The sequence below is a fragment of the Granulicella mallensis MP5ACTX8 genome (assembly GCF_000178955.2).
GTDB lineage: Bacteria > Acidobacteriota > Terriglobia > Terriglobales > Acidobacteriaceae > Granulicella > Granulicella mallensis.
Genome location: NC_016631.1, coordinates 3,621,183 through 3,644,270, shown reverse-complemented (window position 1 = coordinate 3,644,270; position 23,088 = coordinate 3,621,183). Strand labels below are relative to the sequence as shown.

The window sequence follows — 23,088 nt, the reverse complement described above, 5'->3', positions numbered from 1 at the left end:
AAGTGCGAGTAAAAGTCCCCGTCGTCTAGTGGCCCAGGACGCTGCCTTCTCAAGGCAGAAACATAGGTTCGAATCCTGTCGGGGACGCCACTGCTCCAACTTCTAAGCTACTACCCGGCGAAAGCTCCACGACATCTTCGCCGCCACCAAATCAGGTAACTCGCTTTAGACGACGGCTTGCGGAGCATCTACTAACGAGCTTCTCATCGGGTCTGCAAGCACGGCATCAACGGTTCGGGCGATTTCGTTTAGCGCGTTATATTGGGCGAAGTTGTTCTGTACTCTCTGTGCCTGCTCCCGATATCGCTTATCTGTCAGGACGGTGCGCACTGCAGTTTGAATCTGCTCAGGGGTGGGACGTCCTGTCCTCAGATTGATTCCCGTGCCTGTCCACTCCACGCGGCTCGCGGTAAACGCCTTTTCTTCTGTGTCACCGGCAACTACCAGCGGTACGCCAAAGCTGAGTGACTGTTGCACCGCACCGTATCCACCGTTGGTGACAAGCACGTCGACTTTTGGCAGCAGCGGTACAAAAGGGACAAATGTCTCGACCCTCGAATTAGAGGGAGCAAGAAGGTCATCAATATTGGCGCGTCCTGTAGCTGCGATGACAAGAGCATTGTCTTCTTTCAAAGCCATGAGCGTAGGCTGGAGCAATTCCTGTAAATCGAAGTTGGCGAATGTGCCCTGGGTAACGAGGACCACTGGTTTTGATCCATCCAATTCAGTCCACCACGCAGGTTCTTTGAAGCTTGAGGTTTTATTCGGCAATACTGGTCCCACATAGCGAACTTTTGATGGCATGTCGCTGCGTGGATATTCGAATGCGTCGCCGGTGAACTGCAGAAATAAATCAGGCACAGTGTAGATGGCGTCGAACCAAAAGCCAGAAAGTGGAGGAGAGCCGCATTCGGAGAGTGCCAGATTCAGCAGGTCGGCAACCGGCTGAAAACCTCTCTCCATTTGAATATGCTCTGCCTGATTGCGCTTGCGACCTTCGGGGGTGGCGTCATACGAGTCGAGACCACAATCGATACTTCGCAGCATCAAGGGAGTCACTCCACAGCCTATGACTGGTGGTCGATTCTCCCTTGGCCCTAACAACATCGGAAAGCATCCGAGATACATGGAAGACGTCAGGATCAAATCAACCCGCGTTTCATTCAAGACTTGCAGCAGGCCCCGATGTTGATCCGGGAGGGGATCAATGAACCAGTATTTGATGTTATTGAGAATCCGTGCGACTCCCGTCAGTGTTTCCCTTTCGGCTGCATTCCCTGGATTTCTATAATCGATATTGGCTTTTCCGGTCATTGGAGCGAATCGAAGACCAGTTTCTTCCACCTGCCGGCGGAAAATATCTCCAGTATGAAATATGACTGTATGGCCTAGACTCGCCAGATGAACTCCTACAGATAGCATCGGCGTTACGTGGCCAGGATTTGGGAGAGCGCAGATCAGGATGTTACTCAAAGAGATCTCCTCTGTAGAGACTTTCCACATAATATAACTGACCCACCGAGCAAGACATTTGAATATCAGGCAGACTATGATGGTGGTTTCCAGTAAGAGGATTGCTGAGGTGGTCTGCCACTATTCGCACGGTCGCCTGCGGCGAGTAAGCGGTCGTACTGCTTCTCACTCACTCGTACCTTCTAGGTGCCATGTATCTGCTGCAACAAGAATTGCAATCCCAACAAAGAGCACGTGTCGATACGCGCTAGGTCAGTGCACGATCCAGATGCGTGTAGCCGCCATCGACGATGAGGTGTTGCGCCGTCGTGTGGCCGGACTGCTTCGAAGACAGTAAAAACACCGTCATTGCCGCAATCTCAGAGCCTTCCGTCATGCGATGGCCCAACGGAATCTTGTTTGTGATCGATTTCAGCGCGGCCGCCGGGTCGTCGCGGGTGTCGAGCCAGCGTTTGTAGAGCGGAGTCAGAACCTCTGCAGGCAGCACGCTGTTCACGCGAACGCCGAAGGGAAGCAGTTCTGCCGCCCACTCGCGGGTGAGGGCAAGCTGCGCGCCCTTCGCTGCCGCGTAGGCCGAGGTTCCTCCCTGGCCGGTGAGCGCTACCTTGGAGCTGATATTGACGATGGAACCCTTCGCCTCCTTCAGCATTGGCAGCGCATAGTGGGCCATGGCGTAGTAGTGAACCAGGTTCTGCCGCAGGCTCTCGAGAAAGCGGTCCGGATCGCCGCTGGCCAGGCCAACGCCGTCGTTGGCTCCGGCGTTGTTCACCAATCCGTCAAGCCTGCCGTACTTCTGCTGCACATACTCGACGGCGCGCCGGCATTGCGCGGGGTCTTCGAGGTGCGATTCGATGAAGTCGCAGGGCTTTTCCTCGCGCTGCATCTCTTCGATAAAGTGTTCGACGTTCTCCGAGACGCGGCTGACGACGACAACCTTTGCGTCCTCGTCCAGGCAGGCGCGGGTTACGGCTTCTCCAATGCCCGAGGCGCCGCCGGTCACTACGATGACGTGACCTTTCAATCCCAGATCCATATTGTTCCTTTGAGTTCTAGCGCAGGTTGAAGAAGCCGCCATCGATCGGATAGTCGACACCGGTCAGGAACGAAGCCTCGTCCGAGCAGAGATAGAGTGCCAGCACTGCGATCTCTGCAGGAGTGCCCATGCGCCCGATCGGCTGGGCCTGGGCTAGGGCCTTCATCTTCTCCGCTTCCTGGCCAGGGTAGTTCTTGGCGAGAAAGCCGTCCACAAACGGTGTGTGGACGCGCGCCGGGGAGATGCAGTTGCAGCGAATGCCCTGCGAAATATAGTCCTTGGCCGCGGAGAGCGTCATCGACAGCACCGCGCCCTTCGTCATGGAGTAGGCGAACCGGTCGGTGAGCCCTGCGGTTGCGGCGATCGAAGCCAAGTTGAGGATTACGCCGTGCTTGGCTTCGAGCATGGGCTTGATTGCGGCCTGCATGCACAGGTACGTACCGCGCACGTTCACCGAGTAGAGCCGGTCCATGTCCTCGGGAGTGGTGGAGAGCAGGTTACCCACGTGCGCGATGCCGGCGCAGTTGACGAGGATGTCGAGCTGGCCGCCGGCCTGGCTGAAGGCCTCCGCGACGCTGTCCGCGCGGGAGACATCGCAGGCAATGCCTGTAGCGCTGGCCGATGTCTTCTCTGCAATGGCCTTGGCCGCTCCGGCTGTCTTTTGCGCATCGAGATCGAGCAATACGACATCGGCCTGGTGTGCTGCAAATAGCTCGGCTATCGCCAGGCCTATACCGCTGGCTGCGCCCGTTACAACGGCCCGTTTCCCCTTAAGATCAAACACGTCTGAACTCCTGTCGAAGATGTTACCGATACCGCCTGAGTTTTACTTGTCCAGTGGATACCTGTCAAATATGAAAAGCTAATATCATGGATGAAATCTATCTTTTCCTGGATGGATGCCTCCAGGTCATAGGATGCGGACAGAATGCCAAGAGGTCTGGCAGACGGGCTTTTTACCTTTCTTGTTTCATTTCCGTGAGGCAGGTGCCTTCAAAGGTGACAAAAAGAAGAGAAAAAGCACATCTTTAGGACTATTTTCATAGCAGATTCCGTTGTATTCTTTAGTGCAACCGATGTTTCATTGACGAAAAATAATTTCATTCGCTACGATTCGAGCGAAGCATAATTGGGTATCATGCAGAACAGCAATTTAACCGTTATTCCAGAACTCCGAGGCCGCTCTTGAAGCCCATTACGATTACCAACACGCGTGTCATCGATGTGCGGTTCCCGACATCGCGTGAGCACATTGGATCTGACGCTGTAAATAAAGATCCCGACTACTCCGCGGCGTACTGCATCCTTGAAACCGATGCCGGGATAGAAGGACATGGGCTTACCTTTACCTTGGGTCGCGGCACGGAGCTTTGTGTCAGCGCGCTCCGCTACCTGACCCAGTTTGTGCAGGGGCGCACGTTGGAGTCTTTGACGTCCAATCTCAATGCCATGTACCTGGAGTTGACCGGGGACACTCAGTTTCGCTGGCTCGGGCCGGAAAAGGGCGTAATTCATCTGGCCTGCGGCGCGCTGGTGAACGCTGTCTGGGACCTGTATGCCAAGGCTGAAGGTAAGCCGGTCTGGCGTCTGCTTGCTGATATGACGCCGGAACAGATCGTCTCGGCTATCGACTTTCGTTATATTGCCGACGCGCTTTCGCCGGAAGAGGCGCTCGCTATCCTGCGCAAGGGCAAAGAGGGCCAGCAGCAGCGGCTCGCGGAGATCATAGCTGGCGGTTACCCGGCCTATACGACCTCGGCCGGCTGGTTTGGCTTCAGCGACGAAAAGATTCGGCGCCTTTGCCGCGAGGGCATTGCCGACGGCTGGACCCACTTCAAGCTCAAGGTGGGCGGCGTGCCGGAGGACGACCTGCGGCGCGGCCGGATTGTGCGCGAGGAGATTGGCTGGCAGAACCGCATGATGGTCGATGCCAATCAGAAGTGGGGCGTCGAGGAGGCAATCAGCCGTACGCGGCAGCTCGCCGAGCTTCAGCCCTGGTGGATGGAAGAGCCCACGAGCCCGGACGATATCCTGGGCCACGCGCGTATCCGCCGCGAGGCCGCTCCGACCCGCATTGCAACGGGTGAGCACTGCCATAACAGCGTCATGTTCAAGCAGCTGTTTCAGGCTGGTTCGATCGATGTCTGCCAGATCGATAGCTGCCGGGTCGCGGGCGTGAATGAGAACCTGGCGATCATCCTGATGGCCGCAAAGTTTGGCATCCCGGTCTGCCCGCATGCCGGTGGTGTTGGCCTGTGCGAGTATGTGCAGCATCTCTCGATCTTCGATTTTCTGAGCGTCTCGGGCACGATGGAGAATCGCGTGATCGAGTACGTCGATCACCTGCATGAGCACTTCCGGTACCCGGTAAAGATTCGCCGGGGACACTACCTGGTGCCCACCGATCCCGGTTATAGCTGTGAGATGTTGCCTGAATCTCTGAACAAGTTCAGCTTTCCCGAGGGTGAGGTATGGAAAGAGCAGGAACTCGAAACTAGCCTGGCTCAAAAGTAGAGGTTGGGCTGGAGATATAGTTGTTGTTCTTGCCTTTCTTTCTGTCGTTTCCGCATGGAATGACAGAAAGAAAGGCAAAGAACAACAGTAGCCTCAGCAGAGTTGTGATCGACTACCATCAACTTTTCAACTTCCTCGTTCTGCCCGAGGTCCCATCGTGAATATCGCCGTCGACACGCCCTCTTCAACCGGACCCTCCAGCAGTGGCCAACAGCCCCGTCTTTTTCCCGTGGGGCACATGGTGCCGTTCGTGCTGGTTACGGTGCTCTTCTTTATCTGGGGAATGTCGAACAACCTCACCGATATTCTGGTGCAGCAGTTCAAGAAGTCCTTTGAGCTCTCGCCCCTGCAGGCACAGCTGGTACAGACGGCGGTCTTTCTCGGCTATTTCTGCATGGCGCTCCCTGCGGCGCTGGGCATGCGGAAGTGGGGCTACAAGGCGGGCATCCTGGCGGGACTCTGCCTGTTTGGCGTGGGCACGCTCATGTTCTGGCCTGCGGCTGTGATCGGGCGTTACTGGCTCATGTTGACGGCACTGTTTGTCGTGGGTTGCGGCTCGGCGACGCTGGAGACGGCGGCGAATCCCTTCATCGCCCAGACCGGTGCTCCCGAGACCTCGGAGCAGCGGCTGAACTTTTCCCAGGCCTTTAACCCACCCGGCACCATCATGGGTGTCTTGATCGGCACCTTCTTCATCTTCTCCGGCGTCGAGCTTTCAGGCGGCAAGGTGGCGGAAATGAAGGTGGCCGGTACCTATGCCGCCTACCTTCATGGCGAGATCATGCGGGTTGTGCCTACGTATGTCACGCTTGGCTGCGTTGTCCTGCTCCTTGCCCTGGTGATTGGTCTGACGCGTTTTCCTGCGAACGCTCGTGAGCATGACGCGAGCGAGGAGCACAACCTTGGCTCACAACTTTTATCTCTGCTGCGAAGCCCCGGGCTTCTGGCCGCCATCGTCGCACAATTCTGCTACTGCGGCGCACAGGTAAGCACCTGGTCCGCGTTTATTCCGTACGTGAAGCAATACACCCACGCCACCGAGCGGACGGCAGCCTTATTCCTGACCGGAAACCTGATTGCCTTCGCCGCCGGCCGCATTATCTCTACAGGGTTGATGCGGTGGTTTGCACCCGCAAAGATGATGGGTGTCTACGCCATCGTCAATATTTGTTTGATTGGTCTGGGCATCCTGCACCCGGGGCTGGTGGGCGCAGGCGCTCTTCTGCTTACGAGCTTCTTCATGTCAGTTATGTTCCCCACGATCTTTGCGCTCGGGGTAAAGGGCCTGGGGCCGCGCACCAAGCTGGGTGGTTCCTTGATCGTGATGTCGGTGGTGGGCGCGGCTGTTGTGCCGCCTCTGCTGGGGTTGATTGCGAAGCACTTCGGCAGCTATGCACTGGGCTATGGGGTGGTGATCGCCTGCTATGTTGTGGTTGCTGTCTATGGCTTGCGCCCGCGTCCGGTAACGAGCGTGCATACCGTCCCTGTGATGCCGTAGGGGCTTGTTGAATCCTATCTCGAACGCGCAGGATATTTCAGCGAGCCCCTTGAAAAGGGGCAAGAGATGTTTCATCTCTTGCCCCTTTTTCCCATTTAATATTCATGCTTCGTCGCTATGGCTGCGAGGTATCTGCCGAATCATTCGTCCACGCAGGTTCGCCCTCTCCCAACGGATTTACTGCAGAGACCCCGAACGTATACTTCGTGCCTGGCGTCAGACCATCCAATGTGACGAAGGTAACGTGGCGGCCTTCCAGTGTCAGCGTGCGGCGTCCCGTAAAAATTTGCCTGCGACCGCCCGGCCGGACGGTGACAGCATAGGCAATGATCCCTTCCGCATTCTCCTTCGGATCTCCAAAGTGGATACTGGCGCGACTGCCTTCGACATAGGCTTTGACCGTCTGCGGCAAGCCCGGACGGCTGATCGGCGCAGTGGATGCGGTTACCGGATTAGAGGGCAGGGACTTGACGCTGCTGCCATAAGCATTGGAGGCCGTGACCGTGAAGGTGCGGGGTCTTGAAGCCCGTTTGACGGGCATCCGGGTGTAGGCAAGCTTATTGAACTTCTCGGCCGGGAGCGTGACCTGAAGACCATCGCTCGATCGAACAGTGTAGTGATCGACTGGCGCGCCGCCTTCGAAGACCGGAGGACGCCACGTGATGTAGGCCTCGGTTGACGTCTCAAAGGCGGAGACGGCAGAGGGCGCTTCGGGCGCGGTTCTCGGCGTTGGAGCGGTGATCAGATCACGGAAGCCCGTTTCGATTCCAGCGTCCTCGAGTAACTCGGCGGGAGCCTGGTTCAGTGCGGTGATCGTGTGATTGCCTTTCTCGATCACCTGTTTGCCCGCCGTGTCGGGATCGCCCTGCTCCCACCAGTTGCCTTCAATGGCGAGGGGATCGTTATTGTCCCCTTTCCCGCCATCGTAGTAATCCTTGTGGCGAGAGCCCCAGTTGTCGTGATTGGTGTTGAACATCACGTTGCCGCGAACCGTGATCATGGCGGAGCCGTTGTCGGTATAGATAGCGTGCCCGGTACTGAACTGGTCGTCGATCACGTTGCTTTCCACGTGCTCACCATCGGCAATCGTTACACCCGTTCGCCCCTGGGTGTAGATGCCACCGCCATCGGAGAGCTTGAGCATGAAGTGCGTGATGCGGTTGCGCTCGATGACATTCCCGGTGGAACGATTCATTACGCCTGGCAGTGCAATCTTGTCGGGCCATCCGCCCCAGCCGATGGAGATGCCCGCGTAGGGAACATGGTCGATCTGGTTGTGCGCGATGTGGGTGAAGCGGGCATAGCCTACGACGATGGGGATGCCTCCGTGGAACTCCGCTCCGACATTGCGAAACAGGTTATCTTCGATGCGGTTTTTGATGGCGAATTCGACATCCGGTGCCATCGGTTTGTCTACGCCCGCGAGCTCCAGTCCATTGCCGGAGATGTCGGTGAAGACGCAGCCTTCGATCACATCTCTATGGGCCCCGCCGCTCAGCGAAAGGCCCGCTGCGCCGAGATGGGTGAAAGTGTCCCGTGTGAAGTGGAGGTCATCGGTAAAAGTCGCAGAGACGTTGCCGGGCTCAGGTGTCCAGGCGGCAAAGGGACAGGTGCCGCCGGGGACGAGCGTGCAGAGTGCCTGCTTCGCTGCGCCGTTATAGGTGGTGACGCGGTAGTTGGCCTGGATCTCGGAGAAGCCCTCCGAGGTGCTGGGTTCCTGCCACGCGGCGTAGGCGAAGGTGATGCCTGAGATCGTGACATGCTGTACCGGCTCTTCCACGCTTCCGTGCAGTTCAAGCAGCGATTCGAGCACCGGCACTTCGACGTCCGCACTGTGCAGGTCTTCTCCCTTGCGAGGCGTATAGAAGAGCATGTGGGTTGTGCGGTCGAAGTAGAACTCTCCTGGTGTGCCGAGGAGTTCATAGGCGTTGTCGATGTAGGTGGGCTGCTTGCCCACGCTTGCTGGACCCACGAGGTTCGCACTGCGCGCGCCGTTCGGCAGTATGATGCGCTTGGTGGAGTTCTGCCAGCAGGGCTCGGCCATCTCGATCTCCGTCCCGTGAACGGCAGACACGGGGCAGCGCGGTTCGGTCCAGGAGCCCAGGCCTACGGAGGGCTCTCCCCAAAGAGCATTGCCGCCGGTGTAAACGAACTCGAGATCGTCAGGGTGTCTCCAGTGCGAAAGCAGATCGCTGTCGGCGGTATAGCCGGTCTCGGTCATCGTCAGCTTCACAGGCGAACGTCCCTGCGCACGGCTTGCGCGAACCCCATCGACATAGATCTGGCGTGGTGCTGCAATCTCCTCGGGAATACGTGCGGACCACACAGACCGCCGCGCGTCGGTAAGCTTCCATCCTGTAATGCGCGTGCCGCCGCTCAGGGTAACGTTCTCATGGGCCGCGGCCTTGAGCGTAAGCCCGGAGTCCGCTGATGTCAGTATCAAAGGAGCTGAAAGGCGATAGACGCCGCCAGCAAGCTCAACCGTGTGCTCGTGCGTCTGCCGTGCGAGTGCGAGGGCATGCTCCAGAGACCGCACCGGCGCGGCTTGCGTCCCATGCGCCTTATCGTTGCCGGTGGGCGAGACGTGGACTACTTGCCCGCGTGCGACGAGAGAGAATGTGGCGGCAAGTAGGGAAGCAGAAAAGCGAAGCATCATGATGTGTACCAGTCTAAAAACTTTTGGCGCTGCTATTTTCTATTGTCACCTTGAATTTCAGGCCTTAGAACTCAGGCCTTTGTCGTTGCCTTTCTGACAGTCATTCCTCGTCTCATTCGGAACGACAACCTCCAACTCGCTCCTCTCTTTTTTCGATGTTGCTGAAACGCAACTACAAGATTCCAGTGATTCTGGCGGATTCTCCTCCTGCAAACGATGAGATGGTAGATTGCTTTTTGACATGCGTGTACTCATCGTTGAAGACGAAGTTCGGATTGCCCATAACATCGCGACAGCCTTGCGCGAAGGTTCTGGCTTTGCGGTAGATTGTGCTGACAATGGCGCCGATGGCGCGACCCTATCGGCGCAGGGGCACTATGACTTGATGTTGCTGGACCTCATGCTGCCCGGTTTGGATGGGATGGGCATCGTTCGCCAAGTGCGGGCTCGCGGCGACTCGACGCCGATCCTTGTGCTGACGGCCCGCAGTGAACGCGAGAAGGTGGTCGAACTGCTCAATGCAGGCGCCGACGACTACCTGACCAAGCCGTTCGACCTCGGCGAGTTGCTGGCGCGGGTCAAGGCGCTGATCCGGCGCGGTAAGGGCGTGGCACATCCCCTCATCACCTTTGGGCGGTTGCGCGTGAACACCATTGAGCAGACGGTGAGGTGTGCGGATCTCCTCGTCGACCTCTCGCCGACGGAGTACCGGATCTTCGAATACCTCATCTTCCGCCCCCGCGCCATCGTATCCAAGCGGGAGCTGCTGGAGCACCTCTACGACTATCGCTGGGAGCACCACTCCAACGTCATTGAGGCGCATGTCTCCAACCTGCGCAAGAAGCTGCGCGCGATGGGCGAAGAGGCTACAGTCGAAACCATTCGCGGCCGGGGCTATCGGCTGTTTGCTCCGGAGAGCCCCCAATGAAGTCGCGCTCGCTGACGCACAGGCTGATCGCCGGAGTTCTGCTGGCGGAGTTCCTGTGTGCGGCGTTGTTCTCGGCCGTGGCCATCACGCACGAGATGCACGGGCGCAGACGCGCCTTCGACGTGATGCTGCGTGGTCGTGCGGACTCATTGATGGGCGCGGTGCAGGACGCTGAAGACCCTGAAGATAACGTCATGGTCGACCCGACGGAGCTATCGCTGCCCTTTGAGGACGCCTACGCTGTGGCGACTCCCGCGGGCCACGTACTCGGGAGCTCTCCGAAGTCCTCCCCGGAGCTGCTGGCGGCGTTGGAGTCGCCGCATAAAGAGGGATACTTCAACTTCGCGACCGGCGGCAAGCAGTACCGGGCGATTCGCACGCCGGGCATGCGCGTGATCGATCGGGAAGAGAAGACGGGCGCGTTACGCATTCCCGTGACAGTTCTTTACGCTGCTCCGACCGCGCATCTGTGGCACGAGGCTGTGGAGGCTGTGAGCTTCTATATGGCCACAGGCGCTCTGCTGCTGGCCCTGACGGCGCTGGCGCTCGTCTGGCTGTTGCGGCGCTGGCTAGCGCCTCTGCGTGAGCTAGCTGAGCGTGCCAGCCAGGTGTCGGTGCAGGCCTGGGAGTTTGTGCCGCCGGAGGCTGCCCTGCACACCCGCGAGCTGGAGCCGATGGTCTCCTCGATCCAGAAGCTGCTCGCCGGACTGCAGCAGTCCTTTGAACGCCAGCGCCAGTTCACGGGAGACGCCGCACATGAGCTGAAGACGTCGATTGCGGTAATGAAGTCGAGTCTGCAACTGCTGTTGTTGCGGCAGCGAACGGCGGAAGAGTACGAGAGCGGCATCGAAGGCGTGCTCGTCGATACGCAGCGCATGGAAGAGCTCACGGAGCGAATGCTCGCGCTGGCACGCCTTGAAGAGGCTCCCTCAAAGAGTCAGGAGAGTGTGGACCTGTCCTCGGTGGTGCAGATCGTTGCAGAGCGCCTGAGGCCCGTGGCGGAGCTGCGGCAGATTCTTCTTGGCACGAGTGTTCAGGCCTCAAGCAGGGTTGCTATTTCTCTGGACGATGCGGAGATCCTTTGCTCCAACCTGATCCTGAATGCGTTGCAGCACAGCGCGGGTGGCAGCCGCGTTATGGCAAGCGTGGAGAACCAGCCAGGCACAATCGTGCTGCTGGTCGAAGACCATGGCGAGGGCATCCCCGCTGAGGCGTTGCCGCATGTCTTCGATCGTTTCTATCGCGCCGATGCTTCGCGAAGCCGCAATAGCGGCGGCGCGGGCCTGGGACTCGCGATGTGCAAGGCCATTGCCGAGCACTGTGGGGGAAGTATCGAGATCGTGAGCACCCCTGGAGCGGGCACCCGGGTGAGAGTGGTCCTGCCGGCAAGTGCATAGGCGGCAAACAAAGACATCTTCAGCGACGCTTAATCATTCCCCACGATGATGAGATGTGGGCAGACCCCTGTCTGCCGAGTTCAGGAGAAACCTATGCCTTTCTTTCCTTCCCGTGTCGGTGCTCGTTTGTTCATGGCCCTTGGCGCTGCGACGCTTTGCTGCACCTTCGCCCAGGCCCAGCAGCCTTACAAAGTTCTTGACCACTGGAAGATCGGCGGTACGGGGGGCTGGGACTACCTGCTCGCCGACCCTGCAGCGCATCTGCTGTACATTACGCACGGCCCGCGCGTTGAGGTGCTCGATACCGAAACAGGCAAGCCCGTCGCGGCGATTATTGGTCTGAAGGGTACGCATGGTATCGCACTCGATGCTGATGGCAAGTACGGCTACATCAGCGATGGCGGCAGCAACGATGTCCTGGTCTTCGATCGCCACAGCTTCAAAACGGTGACGACGATTCCTGCAGGCACCAATCCCGACGGCATCGTGTTCGATCCGGCGACGAAGACCGTGTGGGCGTTTAATGGCCGCAGCAACAACGTCACCGTCATCGACACCGCAACCAACCAGGTCGTCGCGACGCTCCCTGTTCCCGGCAAGCCCGAGTTTCCAGTAGCAGACGGTCAGGGCTCGGTCTACGACAACATCGAGAGCACGAATCAAATTGTCCGCTTCGATGCGCGCGCGAAGAAGCAGACGGCGGCATGGAAGCTCGAGAACTGCGAATCGCCCTCGGGACTGGCGCTTGACAAAGATCATCGCCAGCTCTTCGCGGTATGCGATGGCAAAAAGATGGCCGTGGTCGACGCCGACAGCGGCAAGCAGTTGGCATCGCCTGCTATCGGCGATAGCCCCGATGCCGCGGGTTTCAGCGCGAAGCATCGGCTGGCGTTCAGCTCCAATGGAGAAGGCACTCTGACGGTGGTGGATGCCGCTCACGACTTCAAGGTGATCGAGGACCTGCCTACGGAGAAGGGCGCACGGACGATGGCGTACGACTCCGGCAAGGATCGCATCTATGTGGTGACGGCACAGCTTGGACCGCGTCCTGAACCGACGGCACAGGCTCCACGGCCCCGGCCTGCGGTGGTTCCGGATAGCTTCCAGGTGATTGTGATCGGGCGGTAGTTGTTTTGCCTTTGCTCTTGTCTTTCTGGTTGTCATTCCGAGCGGAGCGAGGAATCTGCTTCCTCCCGTTTTTATCGATTTAGATTCAGGCCATGCTCTTTAGTTATTTATTTTTCCTCCGCACCCAGATGCTGAAGCATCTGGGGTGCGCTTCATGGAGGTAAGCCATAACGTTTGTGGCGGCACGAGAAGCAGGTTCCTCGCCCTTCGCTTCGCTCGAGGCTCGGAATGACAACCAGAAAAGCAAAGGCAAATTGCCCCTTCGGGACCTGTGTCATGGGTTACAGGACGATCTCACGTTCCTCATTGCGCGTGAGCAGGTAATAAACCACCGGTGTCACCACCAGACTCAGCAACATCGAAAGAGCCAATCCGCCGATCACCGCAATTGCTAGCGGCTGCAACATCTTCGACCCCGCACCGAACGCGAAGGCCAGCGGCAACATCCCACAGACTGCCGCGACCGCGGTCATCAGAATTGGCCGCAATCTCCGCTGCGCGGCGAACAGCATGGCATCGCGCGCACTGGCACCCTCTGTACGGAACCGTTCATCCGCATCGAGCAGCAGGATGCCGTTCTTCGCCACGATGCCGATCACCATAATGAGCCCCATGAACGAGGCGACATTGAAGCTGATGCCCGTGACAAGAAGAGCGAAGACGACGCCCGCGATCGATAGCACCGAGGAGGCCAGGATTGCTACCGGCGCCGAGAGATTGCGGAACTCCGCCAGCAGTACTCCGAAGACGAGGACCAGAGCCAGCAGGAGCACGCGCAGCAGGTCCGCAAATGACTTCTGCTGCTCCTGATACGTGCCGCCATACTCTACGCGCACGCTTGGTGGCAGGTGCATCGCCGCGACAACCTTCTGCACCTGGGCCACGCCCGTGCCGAGGTCAGAACCCTCAAGCCTTCCAGTCACGACAACGGTCTGCTCCAGATTTTCGCGATGGATCTCGTTCTGCGGCGGCAGTTGCGTAATCTGCGTCATCGATCCGAGCGTCGCGGTGTGGCCGGTGCTGCTGTTGAAGACCGTGTTCTCAATCGCGTCGAGCGAGCTGCGCGTCTCGTCACCAAGCCGCACGCGAATCGTATAGGGTCTGCCATTTGCAATCAAGGGATCGTTCGGCGTGACGCCGTCGAGGATCGAGGTAGCATCTTCGGCGACCTCGGTGGGTGTAAAGCCCATGCGGGCTGCCAGCACAGGATCGATCTGGAAGTTGGTGGCCGGGCCGCTAATCGTATTGTCGACACCGTTCTGCACGTCGACGACGCCTTTTACCTTCCCGATGGCGTCCGCTATGCGGGGGCCAAGCTCGTAGAGCAGCTTCGAGTCGTTGGAGAATAGCTTGATCTGGATCGGCTCGGGAGCGTTAGAGAGATCGCCGATCATGTCCTGCAATACCTGCGTGAACTCGACGTCCAACTCAGGTTCCGTGGATTTGATCTCGTCGCGGATATCATTCATCACGTCATCGATCGCGCGGCTGCGCTTGGCCTTTAGTTTGACGGTGATGTCGCCGGTGTTCGCCTCTGTGACGGCAGCGAGGCCCATCTGCAGGCCCGTGCGGCGTGAGGTGCTTTCGACCTCGGGTGTGTCGTGCAAAATCTTTTCCACGTGGGTTAGCACGCGGTTGGTCTCCGCGAGCGAACTGCCGGCCGGCATGATGTAGTCGAGCACGAAGCCGCCTTCATCCATCTCGGGCAATAGATCGGAGCCGAGCGAGCGATAGGCGAAGAAGGCTCCGGCGGCCAGTACCACGCAGAGAAGCCCGAGCATTTGCGGTTTTCGCAGCGACCACTCCAGCGCGGAGCGGTGCCACTGCATCACGCGCGCCAGCGCACGGCCCGGCTCCGGATGGCCGCTGGTATCTTTGGGCTTCGTGTCTCCGCTATGGCTGCGCAGCAGCACGATGCCAAGGCCTGGGGTCCAGGTGAGCGCCAGCACCAGCGAGGTCAGTAGCGAGACCGTCATCGTGATGGCCAGTGCGCGGAAGAAGCTGCCTGTTACTCCAGTGACAGCCACCAGCGGCAGAAAGACGACGACCGGTGTGATCGTGGAGCCGATCAGAGGACGCATGATCTCGCGCAGGGCCTTGCGCACGGCCTCAACGCGATGCTCGCCCGCGTCGCGATGCAGCACAATGTTTTCGACGACCACAATCGCATCGTCGATGACCAGGCCGATGGCCGCAGCCAGGCCGCCGAGCGTCATCAGGTTGAAGCTCTCGCCGATGACCCAGAGGAAGAGAATGGTGACGGCAACCGTGACCGGAATTACGAGGCCGGCGATGAGCGATGAGCGCCAGTCGTGCAGGAAGACGAAGAGGATGACGCAGGCGAGGACGAGTCCGAGAAAGATCGCGTCGCGCACGCTGGAGATGCTCTCGCGCACCAGCTGCGACTGATCGTAGTAAGGCTTGAGCGTGACGCCCGGCGGCAGCTTCTTTTGCAGCTGTGCGATCTCCGCTGCAACCTGGTCCGCGACGGCGACGGTGTTGCCCGAAGACTGGCGGGTAATGTTGATCAGTACCGCAGCTTTGCCGTTGGCTGTCACCACGGTGTAGACAGGCATCGTGGCGTCCACCACCTGAGCGATGTCTCCAACACGTATGGCAGTACCGCTGGCGGTGGTCTTTACGACGAGCTGCCGCAGTCCGTCGATGTCATGCACCTGTGCGCCGACGAGGCCGAGCACCAGTTGATGGTCCTGTTCGTAGAGGCCGGGCGAATCGATGATGTTCGCGGCTTGAATAGCATTGGTGAGATCGAGAATCGTGACCCCTGCAGCCTGCAGCTTCGCGAGGTTCGGGACGACATGGAATTCAGGGACCTTACCGCCCTGGACGGTAACGGTGCTGACACCGGGCACGCGATTCAGCGGCGGCGCGAGATCGTACGTGGCCAGCTCCCAGAGCTGCGTCTGCGAGACGGTGTCGGAGGTGAGGCTGTAGCCGAGGATGGGAAAGGTTGCGAAGGTCAGCCGGTTGGTGGTGATCTTTGCTGTAGCGGGCAGGCTCTGCTGCACGGTGCTCATGGCCGCGTTTACCAGTTGCAGGGTGTGGAACATGTCCACGGACCAGTCGAAGAAGAGGCTGATCTCTGCCGAACCGCGGCTGGTGTTGGAGCGCACGGTAACCAGTCCCGGAACGCTATTCACCGCGCTCTCGATCGGCTTGGTGATCGTGACTTCCATCTGCTCGACCGGCATCACGCCGTTATCGACGCCGATGACCACGCGTGGAAAGTTGGTCTCGGGAAAGACAGAGATCGGCACGCGCAATGCGGCCCAGACCCCAGCCATGGTCAGGGCGAAGACGAAGAAGAATACGGTACGCGTCGAGCGTGCCAGCCAGAAGGAAGAGGATTCGGGAGCGGCCATTAGTCTTTGTCCCCAGCCGCGCCTTCAGCCTTTGCCGTGGTGACCTTGGTGTTGTCGTCGAGGCCATAGCCGCCCGATGTAATCACCATGTCCGACGCGCTGATGCCGCTCGTGATCTGCACCTTGTCGGGAAGTCGAATGCCGATCTGGACCGGCTTCAGATGCGCTGCGCCATCGCTGATGACCATAACGCCGAGGCTGCCGTCCTTCGCTGGGACCAGCGCCTGGGTTGGAATCTGCAGGGCATCCGGAACGGTTCGTCCCGCAATGGCGAGATGAACCGGTGTGCCCGCTTTCAGCTTGCCGTCGGGATTTTTGAGCTTCACCCAGACTTCGACGGTCGTCGAGCCTGGATCGAGCGCCGGGCTGATGAGGGAGACGGTGGCCTCGACCGGTTCGTCCATGCCGGGTATGGTGACCTGCGCTTTATCGCCAACCTTCATCCGCTGCGCTGCCGCCTGCGAGAGATGCACCTTCGCCAGTAGAGACGAAGTGTCCATTACGGTGATGAGCGGCGTGCCTGCCTGGGCGGTCTCGCCAGCGAACAGAGGACGATCGGTCACAACCCCGTCGATGGGGCTGCGCAGCGAGGCATAGCTCAACTGTGCCTCGGCGTTTTGGAACTTGCCTTTAGCTGAGGTCAACTGACCCTCTGCACTCTTGCCTGCAGCCGCGTGGCTGACGCTCTGCACAGACTGCAGGTGCTTGGCGGCGGAGTCGTACGCTGCCTGTGCCTGTACCAGCGCTGCCTCTGCGGTGTCGAGATCGCGTCCTGGAATCGCGCCTTCTTTGAGCAACTGCCTGCGGCCGCTCACGATGCTGCGATTGAGATCGAGGTTCGCCTTGGCCTGAGCAAGATCCAGCTCGGCCTTCTGGGTGTCCTCGGGCATCTGTGCCTTGGTCGTCTGATCGTAGGCTGCTTCGGCTGCCGTATAGCTGCCGCGATTGTCGAGAGCGGTTGCCGCAAGGTCGCGGTCTTCCAGAGACACCAGAAGCTGTCCCACATGGACATGAGCTCCACGCTGCACGTAAAACTCCCTAACCGGCGCGCTGATCTTCGGCGACAGGGCCGCCTGTGCCAGCGGCGCGAGGATGGCATCGCTGGTGATCTGCTCGGAGATGGGGCCGGTCTCGGGTTTGGCTGCTTCGACGGAAACTGCGACCTCAGGTGTGGGGTCGGTCTTCTTGCAACCTGCTGTGCTGAGGCAGAACAACACGACGCCAAAGCCAATGAAATTTCGTGAGCGAAGAAGCATGGGTTAAAACCTTCCCGTGAGTGTCTGGAGGTTAGCGAGTGCAACCTGATAGCGAACGGCGCCATCGGCGCGCGCGGCTTCGGCGGAGAGGAGCGTGTTCTGCGCGTCGACGACCTCGAACACCGTGCCCTCGCCGCCCGTATAACGGAGCCGTGTCAGGCGCAGGCTCTCCTGCGCGGTCATGATGCTCTGGTCGAGTGAGGCCAGTTGATCGCGTGCAGCAGCAGCTTCGTCATAGAACTCTGCGAGGTTGGCGATCAACCGGCGCTGCGCCGCGGAGAGCGCCACCTTGGCGGCATCGCGGCGGATCTCGCTCTGCTTCACCTTGTGCTGCGTCGCAAGCCAGTCCCAGAGAGGAATGTCCAGGGTGGCGCTGGCCGAGTAGCCAAGATTGCGCGCCCCATCCGGGCCCTTTGCCGCGAACTGAGGGGCGTCGACACCATAGGTGAAGTTCAGTCCCAGGTCAGGGAGATAGGCTGCACGTGCCGACGTGACCTCCGCCTGGCTCGCATGCAGCGAAGCCAGGGCACTCTTTAGTTCGGCGTTGTTCTTCGCGGCGTCCGCTTCGATATCGCTGCGATCGGGAAGCACCGGTACCGCGGTGGCTTCGGTCTTGAAAGGCGTACGCGGGTCAGGGAAGAGAAGTACGCCAAGCTCCAGCCTGGCTCGTGTCGCAGCCACCTGTGCATCGGCCAGATCGCGTGAACGCTGCTGCTGCTGCAACTGTGCTTTCACCACATCGGCGTGGGCCGACTCCCGTGCCTCTTCGCGTTGCTGGGTAAGCGTTACGAAGTGATTGGCTTCATCGGAGGCACGCTGGAGCGCAGTGAGCTTCGTCTCTGCCGAGATTAGTCCGTAGTACAGCGTCACCACCGCCGACACCAGTCCCCGTCGTGCAATCTCCATCTCGGCGGCAGCCTTCGCAGCGTTGGCATCGGCCAGGCTTACGGCGCTGAACTGCTGCAGGCCCACCGTCTCGTTGACGACTCCCTGGCTGGCATATTCATGTACGGCGTTGTTAGCGATGAAGCGCGGCGCAGGGGCGTTGGCCGTCTGGCCGATGCGGTCTCCTGACCCATTGCCCTGGGTGAAGAGATACTGGTTATGAAAGCTTGCCGAGGGGAGCAGGCCTGCACGCGCGATGGAGCGGTTCAGTTGGGAGGCACGGCTCTCGGCCGAAGCTGAGGCAAACCCGGATTCGTTAGCCTCGGCGCGGCGAATCGCTTCGTCCAGCGAGATCGTTGTGACGGCCTCCGTGGTCGTGGCTGCGGTTGATGTGGATTGTGCCGCCAATGGTTTTGCACAGAGGGGCAAAGCGAGGCAGAGAGCCAGGCTTGCGCGAAGGTTGCTGATAGAGCGGTGAGACATCATTCGCATAAAGCCTATCGCCCTCACCTTAATGTTTGCTGAAGAACAACATGCGGGGCCTCGGAGTCAAGCTCTATCCGCTGTGGATTGTGAGATTTATCTTTGTCGAGAATTGTCAATGTTTGAACCGTTTAGGGGGCCTCGGGCGTCTGTTACTGAGGACGTTCTTTTTAACTATGGGCATTAGGAAATTTATCTGTATTTTTGCTTTCTGTTTCTCTGCAGTTTATGCATCTGGTTACGCATCTGGGCAGTTAATTTCGGCTCCTGAGCCGCAGGCTGCAGGTGTGACCGGAACCGTGACCGATGTTGAAGGCGGGGCGATTCCCGGAGCGACGATTAGCGTCGACGGGCCCTCCCCCGGCGATCACCACACGGCCACGGCAGACGGGGATGGATATTTCACCCTCATCGGTCTCCATCCGTCCGTCTCCTATCACGCGAAGGTCACCGCAAAGGGATTTGCGGACTGGACCTCGCCTGCTCTCGTGCTTACGCCGGGACAGGAGTCTGAGATCGCCGACATCAAGCTCACGGTTTCGACGGTGCAGACGGTAGATGCGATTAGTGCTTCAGAGCTTGCCGTGGAGCAGGTCAAGGCGGAGGAGCAGCAGCGCGTTCTGGGCATCATTCCCAACTTTTATGTCTCCTACGATCATCGGTTTGTGCCGATGTCGACGAAGCTGAAGTACAAGCTCGCGTTTAAGACCTCAACCGATGTCGTTACCTTCGGTACGGCGATCTTTCTGGCGGGTATCAACCAGGCTGGAGACACGCCCGATTACGTTCAGGGTGCAAAAGGCTACGGTCAGCGCGTGGGTGCTGCCTATGCTGACGCTGCCTCCGACATCATGATCGGCGGCGCTGTCCTGCCTTCTCTGCTGCACCAGGACCCGCGCTATTTTTATCAGGGTACGGGGACGACAAAGTCTCGCGTCATGCACGCCCTCGCCAGCCCCTTCATCGCCAAGGGTGATAACGGCCGCGAGCAGTTCAACTACTCCAGCATTGGTGGCGACTTTGCTGCCGCTGCGCTGACCAATGTGTACTATCCCCCCTCCAATCGCGGCCCGGGCCTGGTCTTTAGTAGTGCTTTGACCACTACAGGCGGCCGTATGATCAGCGCGCTGGCCCAGGAGTTCATCCTGAGCAAGTTCACCAGCAGAGGGAAGGACCCCAAGTAAGGGTGTCCGTTTTTGCTGGATCTATGTCGTGGCGTTAGGGCTGCAATCCTCCTAGATTCGTACTTGTCAGACGCTGTAACGCCGAGAGCGTACAGCAACTGCAAGGAGGATTCAGCCATGACTACTACGCAAAACACGACTCTGATTCCCGATACCAAACTCGCGAAAGAAGCTACCGATATTCTTCGCGAGCATGGAACGGACCTGATCTACAACCACTCTGTTCGTGTCTACCTGTTTGCCGCGGAACAAGGACGGCATGCAAAACTGCGTTTCGACCCTGAACTGCTGTACGTCAGTGCGGCGTTTCACGATCTCGGACTGATCAAGGCGTTCTCCAGCGAGACAGAGCGCTTTGAAGTGGATGGCGCGAATGCGGTGCGCCAGTTCCTGACCACTCACAAGATTCCCGAGGACCAGATCCAGGTCGCATGGCGTGCGATTGCACTGCACACCACGCCGGGCGTAACGCAGTATATGGAGCCTGAGGTGGCGCTGCTGTTCTCCGGTGTAGGGCTGGACGTGCTGGGTGAAGGGTTCGATACTTTTCCCGTAGAAGTTCGCGAAGAGATCGTCGCGGCCTATCCGCGCGTTGATTTCAAAGAGGGCATCGTGAAGGCGTTCTTTGGCGGCTTCGCGCACAAGCCGGGCTCGACCTGGGGTACGGTCAAAGCCGATGTCTGCGAGCGATTTATTTCGGGTTACAAGAGCCCTAACTTTTGCGACCTGATCGCGAACTCTCCATTCCCGAACTCGATTCGTCACTAAGTTGGCAAGGCAGGTTGGAGCGTTGCGTTTGTCGCAGGAGCTCGGCGCTGGCCAGAAGCAGATTCTCTGCGGGAATGACAACAAGAGAGACAACAGCAACAGCGATTCTATGTTTTGCCTTTGCTTTTCTTGTTGTCATTCCCGAAGGGAATCTGCTTCTCTAATCTGCCACGAACACTATGCAGACGTTTTGCGATTGAACCTGCGGCTATACTCTCCTGCTGTGACCCCGAGGATGCGAAGAAATGTGCGGCGCATCGAGTCGGCATTCTGAAAACCGCTTGCGTCAGCAATCTCCTTGAGACCCATATCGGAGCTGTCGATTATCTGCTGGGCAGCTTCTACCCGCATGCGGTCGACAAACTGCCCTGGGTTCATCTTGGTCTCGCGCAGACACGTACGGGTAAAGTGGCGAGGACTCATCCCGATTCGCTCGGCCAGGCGGTCGACCGTCAGGTTCTCGCGTAAGTTTTCCATCATCCATACCTGCAATTCACGCAGTGGCTTGGACGTGACTGCCTGATGCGACAGCATGTGGCTGTACTGCGCCTGGCCGCCGGGTCGAACCAGAAACATGACCAGCTTGCGCGCCACATCGAGCGCGACCTTATGCCCGTGGTCTTCTTCTACGAGCGCCAGCGTCAGATCGATGCCGGCGGTGATTCCTGCCGAGGTGTAGATAGATCCATCGCGCAAGTAAATGGGATTGGGTTTCACCATTACATCTGGGAACTCTCGGGCAAGCCGATCGCAGAAGTCCCAGTGTGTGACTACTTTTTTCCCGTCGAGAAGCCCCGCCGCAGCCAGCGTGAAAGCTCCTGTACAGATGGAGGCGACGCGTCTTGAACGCTCGGCTGCCTTTGTGACCCACGCAAGAAAGGTCTCGTCATACTGGCCGTTCTCCGCTCCCGGACCACCCACAATCATGAGTGTGTCGATGGGCCCGTCGATCTCCGCGAGCGGCTTTGCGCCGGTCAGGGAGATGCCGCGGTTTGTACGCAGTTCGGTATTCCTGTCCGGGCTTCCCAGGACGATCTCATAGCCTGCTACTTGAGAGAAGACCTCAAGCGGTCCAGTCACATCCAGAATTTGCACCGGAGGCGGACCGGTAATGACGACAGTGCGCATGCTCTCGATTGTATGGAATGCGCAGGTGCTTTACCCCCTCGTCGTGGAGAGATCGTCATCCTTCGTCTCTCGGATCGAAAGTAAACCCAGGAACGTCAAAACAGCCGCTGTGGTGAGATAGTAGCCGACGTAGGGCAGGCCGTACTTCTTGGCCAGTGACGTGGCGATGTACGGTGCCAGTGAAGCGCCCACAATGCCTGCGAGACTGAAGGCCAGTGAGCTTCCGGTATAGCGCACGCGCGTTGGAAAGAGCTCAGAGATGACTGTGCCGAGTGGCCCGTAGGTGAGTCCCATCAGTGCCAGACCCAAGGCCAGCATGGCGACTGCGCCGACGGTGCCGGCTGAAAACATCGGGGCCATGATCAAACCGAAGACTCCGATCAGAGCGGTAACCCAGAGCATGACGGTCTTTCTTCCACGTTCCGCGAGCAGCGCTGAGATGGGAATGGTTACTGCGAAGAAGATGACGCCGAATAACTGCATCAGCAGGAATTTGCCGCGGGTATAGCCCAGCGCACTGGTTCCCCAGGACAGCGTAAAGACGGTCATGAGATAGAAGAGCACGAACGTCGCCAGGCATACTGCGATGCCGGCGATGAGCGCCCGGGTATGGTCGCGAAACACCGTCAGCATGGGCAGCTTTACCTGTTCGCCTCGATCCAGGGTCTCCTGGAAGACCGGCGTCTCGGTAATGGTCAACCGGACATAGAGTCCGAGGAATACCAGCACCGCACTGGCGAGGAAGGGAAGTCGCCAGCCAAACGAGAAGAACTGTTTATCCGTGAGCCAGCGGGAGAGCACAAGGAAGACGCCGCCGGAGAGGAAGAATCCAATCGGTGCTCCGAGCTGCGGAAACATGCCGTACCAGGCACGTTTGTTCGGTGGCGCGTTCTCGATGGCCAGCAGCACAGCGCCGCCCCACTCGCCGCCTAATCCGATTCCTTGTCCAAAGCGGCATAGCGCCAACAGCAGCGACGCTGCAATACCAATCGTGTGGTACGTAGGCAATGCGCCGATGGCGACGGTTGAGATTCCCATGGTCGACAGGGCGATGACCAGCGTGGTTTTGCGGCCGATGCGGTCACCAAAGTGGCCGAAGAGCGCGGAGCCGATGGGTCGCGCCAGAAAGGCGATGCCGAAGGTCGCCAGCGAGGCCAGCTTCGCGGAAGCAGGATCGGCGGCCGAGAAGAATAGTTGTGGAAAGACGATCACTGCCGCGGTGGCATAGATGTAGAAGTCGAAGAACTCGATGGTCGTGCCGATCAGGCTGGCGAACAGAACCTGGCGCGGGGAGTTGATGGGCTTATGCGCCGGGGTAATTGTGGTGTCCATTAAATCTCCGATCCAGTTCTTCGTGCAGCTTGAATCTTTGCT

Annotated in this window: 16 protein-coding genes and 1 tRNA gene; 8 read left to right on the top strand and 9 right to left on the bottom strand. The window is 59.0% G+C overall.

Translation table 11 applies throughout. The annotated features are described in order from the left end of the window. Positions 1–14 precede the first annotated feature (14 nt). A tRNA-Glu gene (locus ACIX8_RS14640) sits at positions 15–90 on the top strand. 75 nt (positions 91–165) lie between these two features. On the opposite strand, the gene ACIX8_RS14635 is transcribed toward ACIX8_RS14640, so the two are convergent. The 3 genes from ACIX8_RS14635 to ACIX8_RS14625 form a co-directional block, all read right to left on the bottom strand. Next, a complete protein-coding gene (locus tag ACIX8_RS14635; protein WP_014266128.1) occupies positions 166–1,473 on the bottom strand; it encodes a glycosyltransferase in 1,308 nt (435 codons plus the stop codon). Between the two features lie 247 nt (positions 1,474–1,720). Continuing rightward, positions 1,721–2,506 (bottom strand): L-fucose dehydrogenase, encoded by a 786-nt coding sequence (locus ACIX8_RS14630; protein WP_014266127.1) that lies wholly within the window; start codon positions 2,504–2,506, stop codon positions 1,721–1,723. A 16-nt stretch (positions 2,507–2,522) separates the two neighbouring features. Then, positions 2,523–3,290: an SDR family NAD(P)-dependent oxidoreductase gene (locus ACIX8_RS14625; protein ID WP_014266126.1), complete on the bottom strand. Its 768-nt coding sequence runs from the start codon at positions 3,288–3,290 to the stop codon at positions 2,523–2,525. 401 nt (positions 3,291–3,691) lie between these two features. Between ACIX8_RS14625 and ACIX8_RS14620 the strand changes: the two genes are divergently transcribed. Next, a complete protein-coding gene (locus ACIX8_RS14620) occupies positions 3,692–5,020 on the top strand; it encodes an L-fuconate dehydratase (RefSeq protein ID WP_014266125.1) in 1,329 nt (442 codons plus the stop codon). 157 nt (positions 5,021–5,177) lie between these two features. Then, positions 5,178–6,518 (top strand): L-fucose:H+ symporter permease, encoded by a 1,341-nt coding sequence (gene fucP / locus ACIX8_RS14615; protein ID WP_014266124.1) that lies wholly within the window; start codon positions 5,178–5,180, stop codon positions 6,516–6,518. A 115-nt stretch (positions 6,519–6,633) separates the two neighbouring features. On the opposite strand, the gene ACIX8_RS14610 is transcribed toward fucP, so the two are convergent. After that, positions 6,634–9,174 (bottom strand): fibronectin type III domain-containing protein, encoded by a 2,541-nt coding sequence (locus tag ACIX8_RS14610; RefSeq protein ID WP_014266123.1) that lies wholly within the window; start codon positions 9,172–9,174, stop codon positions 6,634–6,636. A 241-nt stretch (positions 9,175–9,415) separates the two neighbouring features. Between ACIX8_RS14610 and ACIX8_RS14605 the strand changes: the two genes are divergently transcribed. The 3 genes from ACIX8_RS14605 to ACIX8_RS14595 all read left to right on the top strand — a co-directional run bounded on the left by ACIX8_RS14605 (position 9,416) and on the right by ACIX8_RS14595 (position 12,627). After that, positions 9,416–10,102: a response regulator transcription factor gene (locus tag ACIX8_RS14605; protein WP_014266122.1), complete on the top strand. Its 687-nt coding sequence runs from the start codon at positions 9,416–9,418 to the stop codon at positions 10,100–10,102. Next, positions 10,099–11,499, top strand: coding sequence for a sensor histidine kinase (locus ACIX8_RS14600; RefSeq protein ID WP_014266121.1), 1,401 nt, complete (start codon positions 10,099–10,101; stop codon positions 11,497–11,499). The genes ACIX8_RS14605 and ACIX8_RS14600 overlap by 4 nt, the downstream gene beginning before the upstream one ends. Positions 11,500–11,592: 93 nt before the next feature. Then, positions 11,593–12,627, top strand: a complete 1,035-nt coding sequence (locus ACIX8_RS14595; RefSeq protein WP_014266120.1) for a YncE family protein — start codon at positions 11,593–11,595, stop codon at positions 12,625–12,627. A 281-nt stretch (positions 12,628–12,908) separates the two neighbouring features. Here ACIX8_RS14595 and ACIX8_RS14590 read toward each other — a convergent pair whose 3' ends face one another. The 3 genes from ACIX8_RS14590 to ACIX8_RS14580 are packed head-to-tail and all read right to left on the bottom strand — an operon-like array spanning position 12,909 to position 18,643. Next, entirely contained in the window at positions 12,909–16,010 is a 3,102-nt protein-coding gene (locus ACIX8_RS14590; protein WP_014266119.1) for an efflux RND transporter permease subunit, read from the bottom strand. After that, positions 16,010–17,266, bottom strand: a complete 1,257-nt coding sequence (locus ACIX8_RS14585) for an efflux RND transporter periplasmic adaptor subunit (RefSeq protein WP_014266118.1) — start codon at positions 17,264–17,266, stop codon at positions 16,010–16,012. The genes ACIX8_RS14590 and ACIX8_RS14585 overlap by 1 nt, the downstream gene beginning before the upstream one ends. A 3-nt stretch (positions 17,267–17,269) precedes the next feature. Next, a complete protein-coding gene (locus ACIX8_RS14580) occupies positions 17,270–18,643 on the bottom strand; it encodes a TolC family protein (RefSeq protein WP_014266117.1) in 1,374 nt (457 codons plus the stop codon). A 278-nt stretch (positions 18,644–18,921) separates the two neighbouring features. Here ACIX8_RS14580 and ACIX8_RS14575 point away from each other — a divergent pair, with 278 nt between their 5' ends. Together ACIX8_RS14575 and ACIX8_RS14570 are read left to right on the top strand one after the other, a co-directional pair. Further along, positions 18,922–19,818 carry a carboxypeptidase-like regulatory domain-containing protein gene (locus ACIX8_RS14575; RefSeq protein WP_223295344.1) on the top strand — a complete coding sequence of 299 codons (897 nt, stop codon included), beginning with the start codon at positions 18,922–18,924 and terminating at the stop codon, positions 19,816–19,818. Between the two features lie 117 nt (positions 19,819–19,935). After that, on the top strand, positions 19,936–20,586 hold the full coding sequence (locus ACIX8_RS14570; RefSeq protein WP_014266115.1) for an HD domain-containing protein: 651 nt from the start codon (positions 19,936–19,938) through the stop codon (positions 20,584–20,586). Positions 20,587–20,763: 177 nt separating this feature from the next. Here ACIX8_RS14570 and ACIX8_RS14565 read toward each other — a convergent pair whose 3' ends face one another. Both ACIX8_RS14565 and ACIX8_RS14560 read right to left on the bottom strand, forming a co-directional pair. Next, a complete protein-coding gene (locus ACIX8_RS14565; protein ID WP_014266114.1) occupies positions 20,764–21,714 on the bottom strand; it encodes a GlxA family transcriptional regulator in 951 nt (316 codons plus the stop codon). A gap of 30 nt (positions 21,715–21,744) precedes the next feature. Beyond that, positions 21,745–23,046: an MFS transporter gene (locus ACIX8_RS14560; RefSeq protein ID WP_014266113.1), complete on the bottom strand. Its 1,302-nt coding sequence runs from the start codon at positions 23,044–23,046 to the stop codon at positions 21,745–21,747. Positions 23,047–23,088 lie beyond the last annotated feature (42 nt).

Excerpts from the sequence above, each read along its gene's own strand:
- ACIX8_RS14595 (WP_014266120.1), top strand. The coding sequence starts at position 11,593 with ATGCCTTTCTTTCCTTCCCGTGTCGGTGCTCGTTTGTTCATGGCCCTT.
- ACIX8_RS14590 (WP_014266119.1), bottom strand. The coding sequence starts at position 16,010 with ATGGCCGCTCCCGAATCCTCTTCCTTCTGGCTGGCACGCTCGACGCGT.
- ACIX8_RS14585 (WP_014266118.1), bottom strand. The coding sequence starts at position 17,266 with ATGCTTCTTCGCTCACGAAATTTCATTGGCTTTGGCGTCGTGTTGTTC.
- ACIX8_RS14560 (WP_014266113.1), bottom strand. The coding sequence starts at position 23,046 with ATGGACACCACAATTACCCCGGCGCATAAGCCCATCAACTCCCCGCGC.
- ACIX8_RS14610 (WP_014266123.1), bottom strand. The coding sequence starts at position 9,174 with ATGATGCTTCGCTTTTCTGCTTCCCTACTTGCCGCCACATTCTCTCTC.
- ACIX8_RS14570 (WP_014266115.1), top strand. The coding sequence starts at position 19,936 with ATGACTACTACGCAAAACACGACTCTGATTCCCGATACCAAACTCGCG.
- ACIX8_RS14600 (WP_014266121.1), top strand. The coding sequence starts at position 10,099 with ATGAAGTCGCGCTCGCTGACGCACAGGCTGATCGCCGGAGTTCTGCTG.
- ACIX8_RS14605 (WP_014266122.1), top strand. The coding sequence starts at position 9,416 with ATGCGTGTACTCATCGTTGAAGACGAAGTTCGGATTGCCCATAACATC.
- ACIX8_RS14565 (WP_014266114.1), bottom strand. The coding sequence starts at position 21,714 with ATGCGCACTGTCGTCATTACCGGTCCGCCTCCGGTGCAAATTCTGGAT.
- ACIX8_RS14630 (WP_014266127.1), bottom strand. The coding sequence starts at position 2,506 with ATGGATCTGGGATTGAAAGGTCACGTCATCGTAGTGACCGGCGGCGCC.
- ACIX8_RS14580 (WP_014266117.1), bottom strand. The coding sequence starts at position 18,643 with ATGCGAATGATGTCTCACCGCTCTATCAGCAACCTTCGCGCAAGCCTG.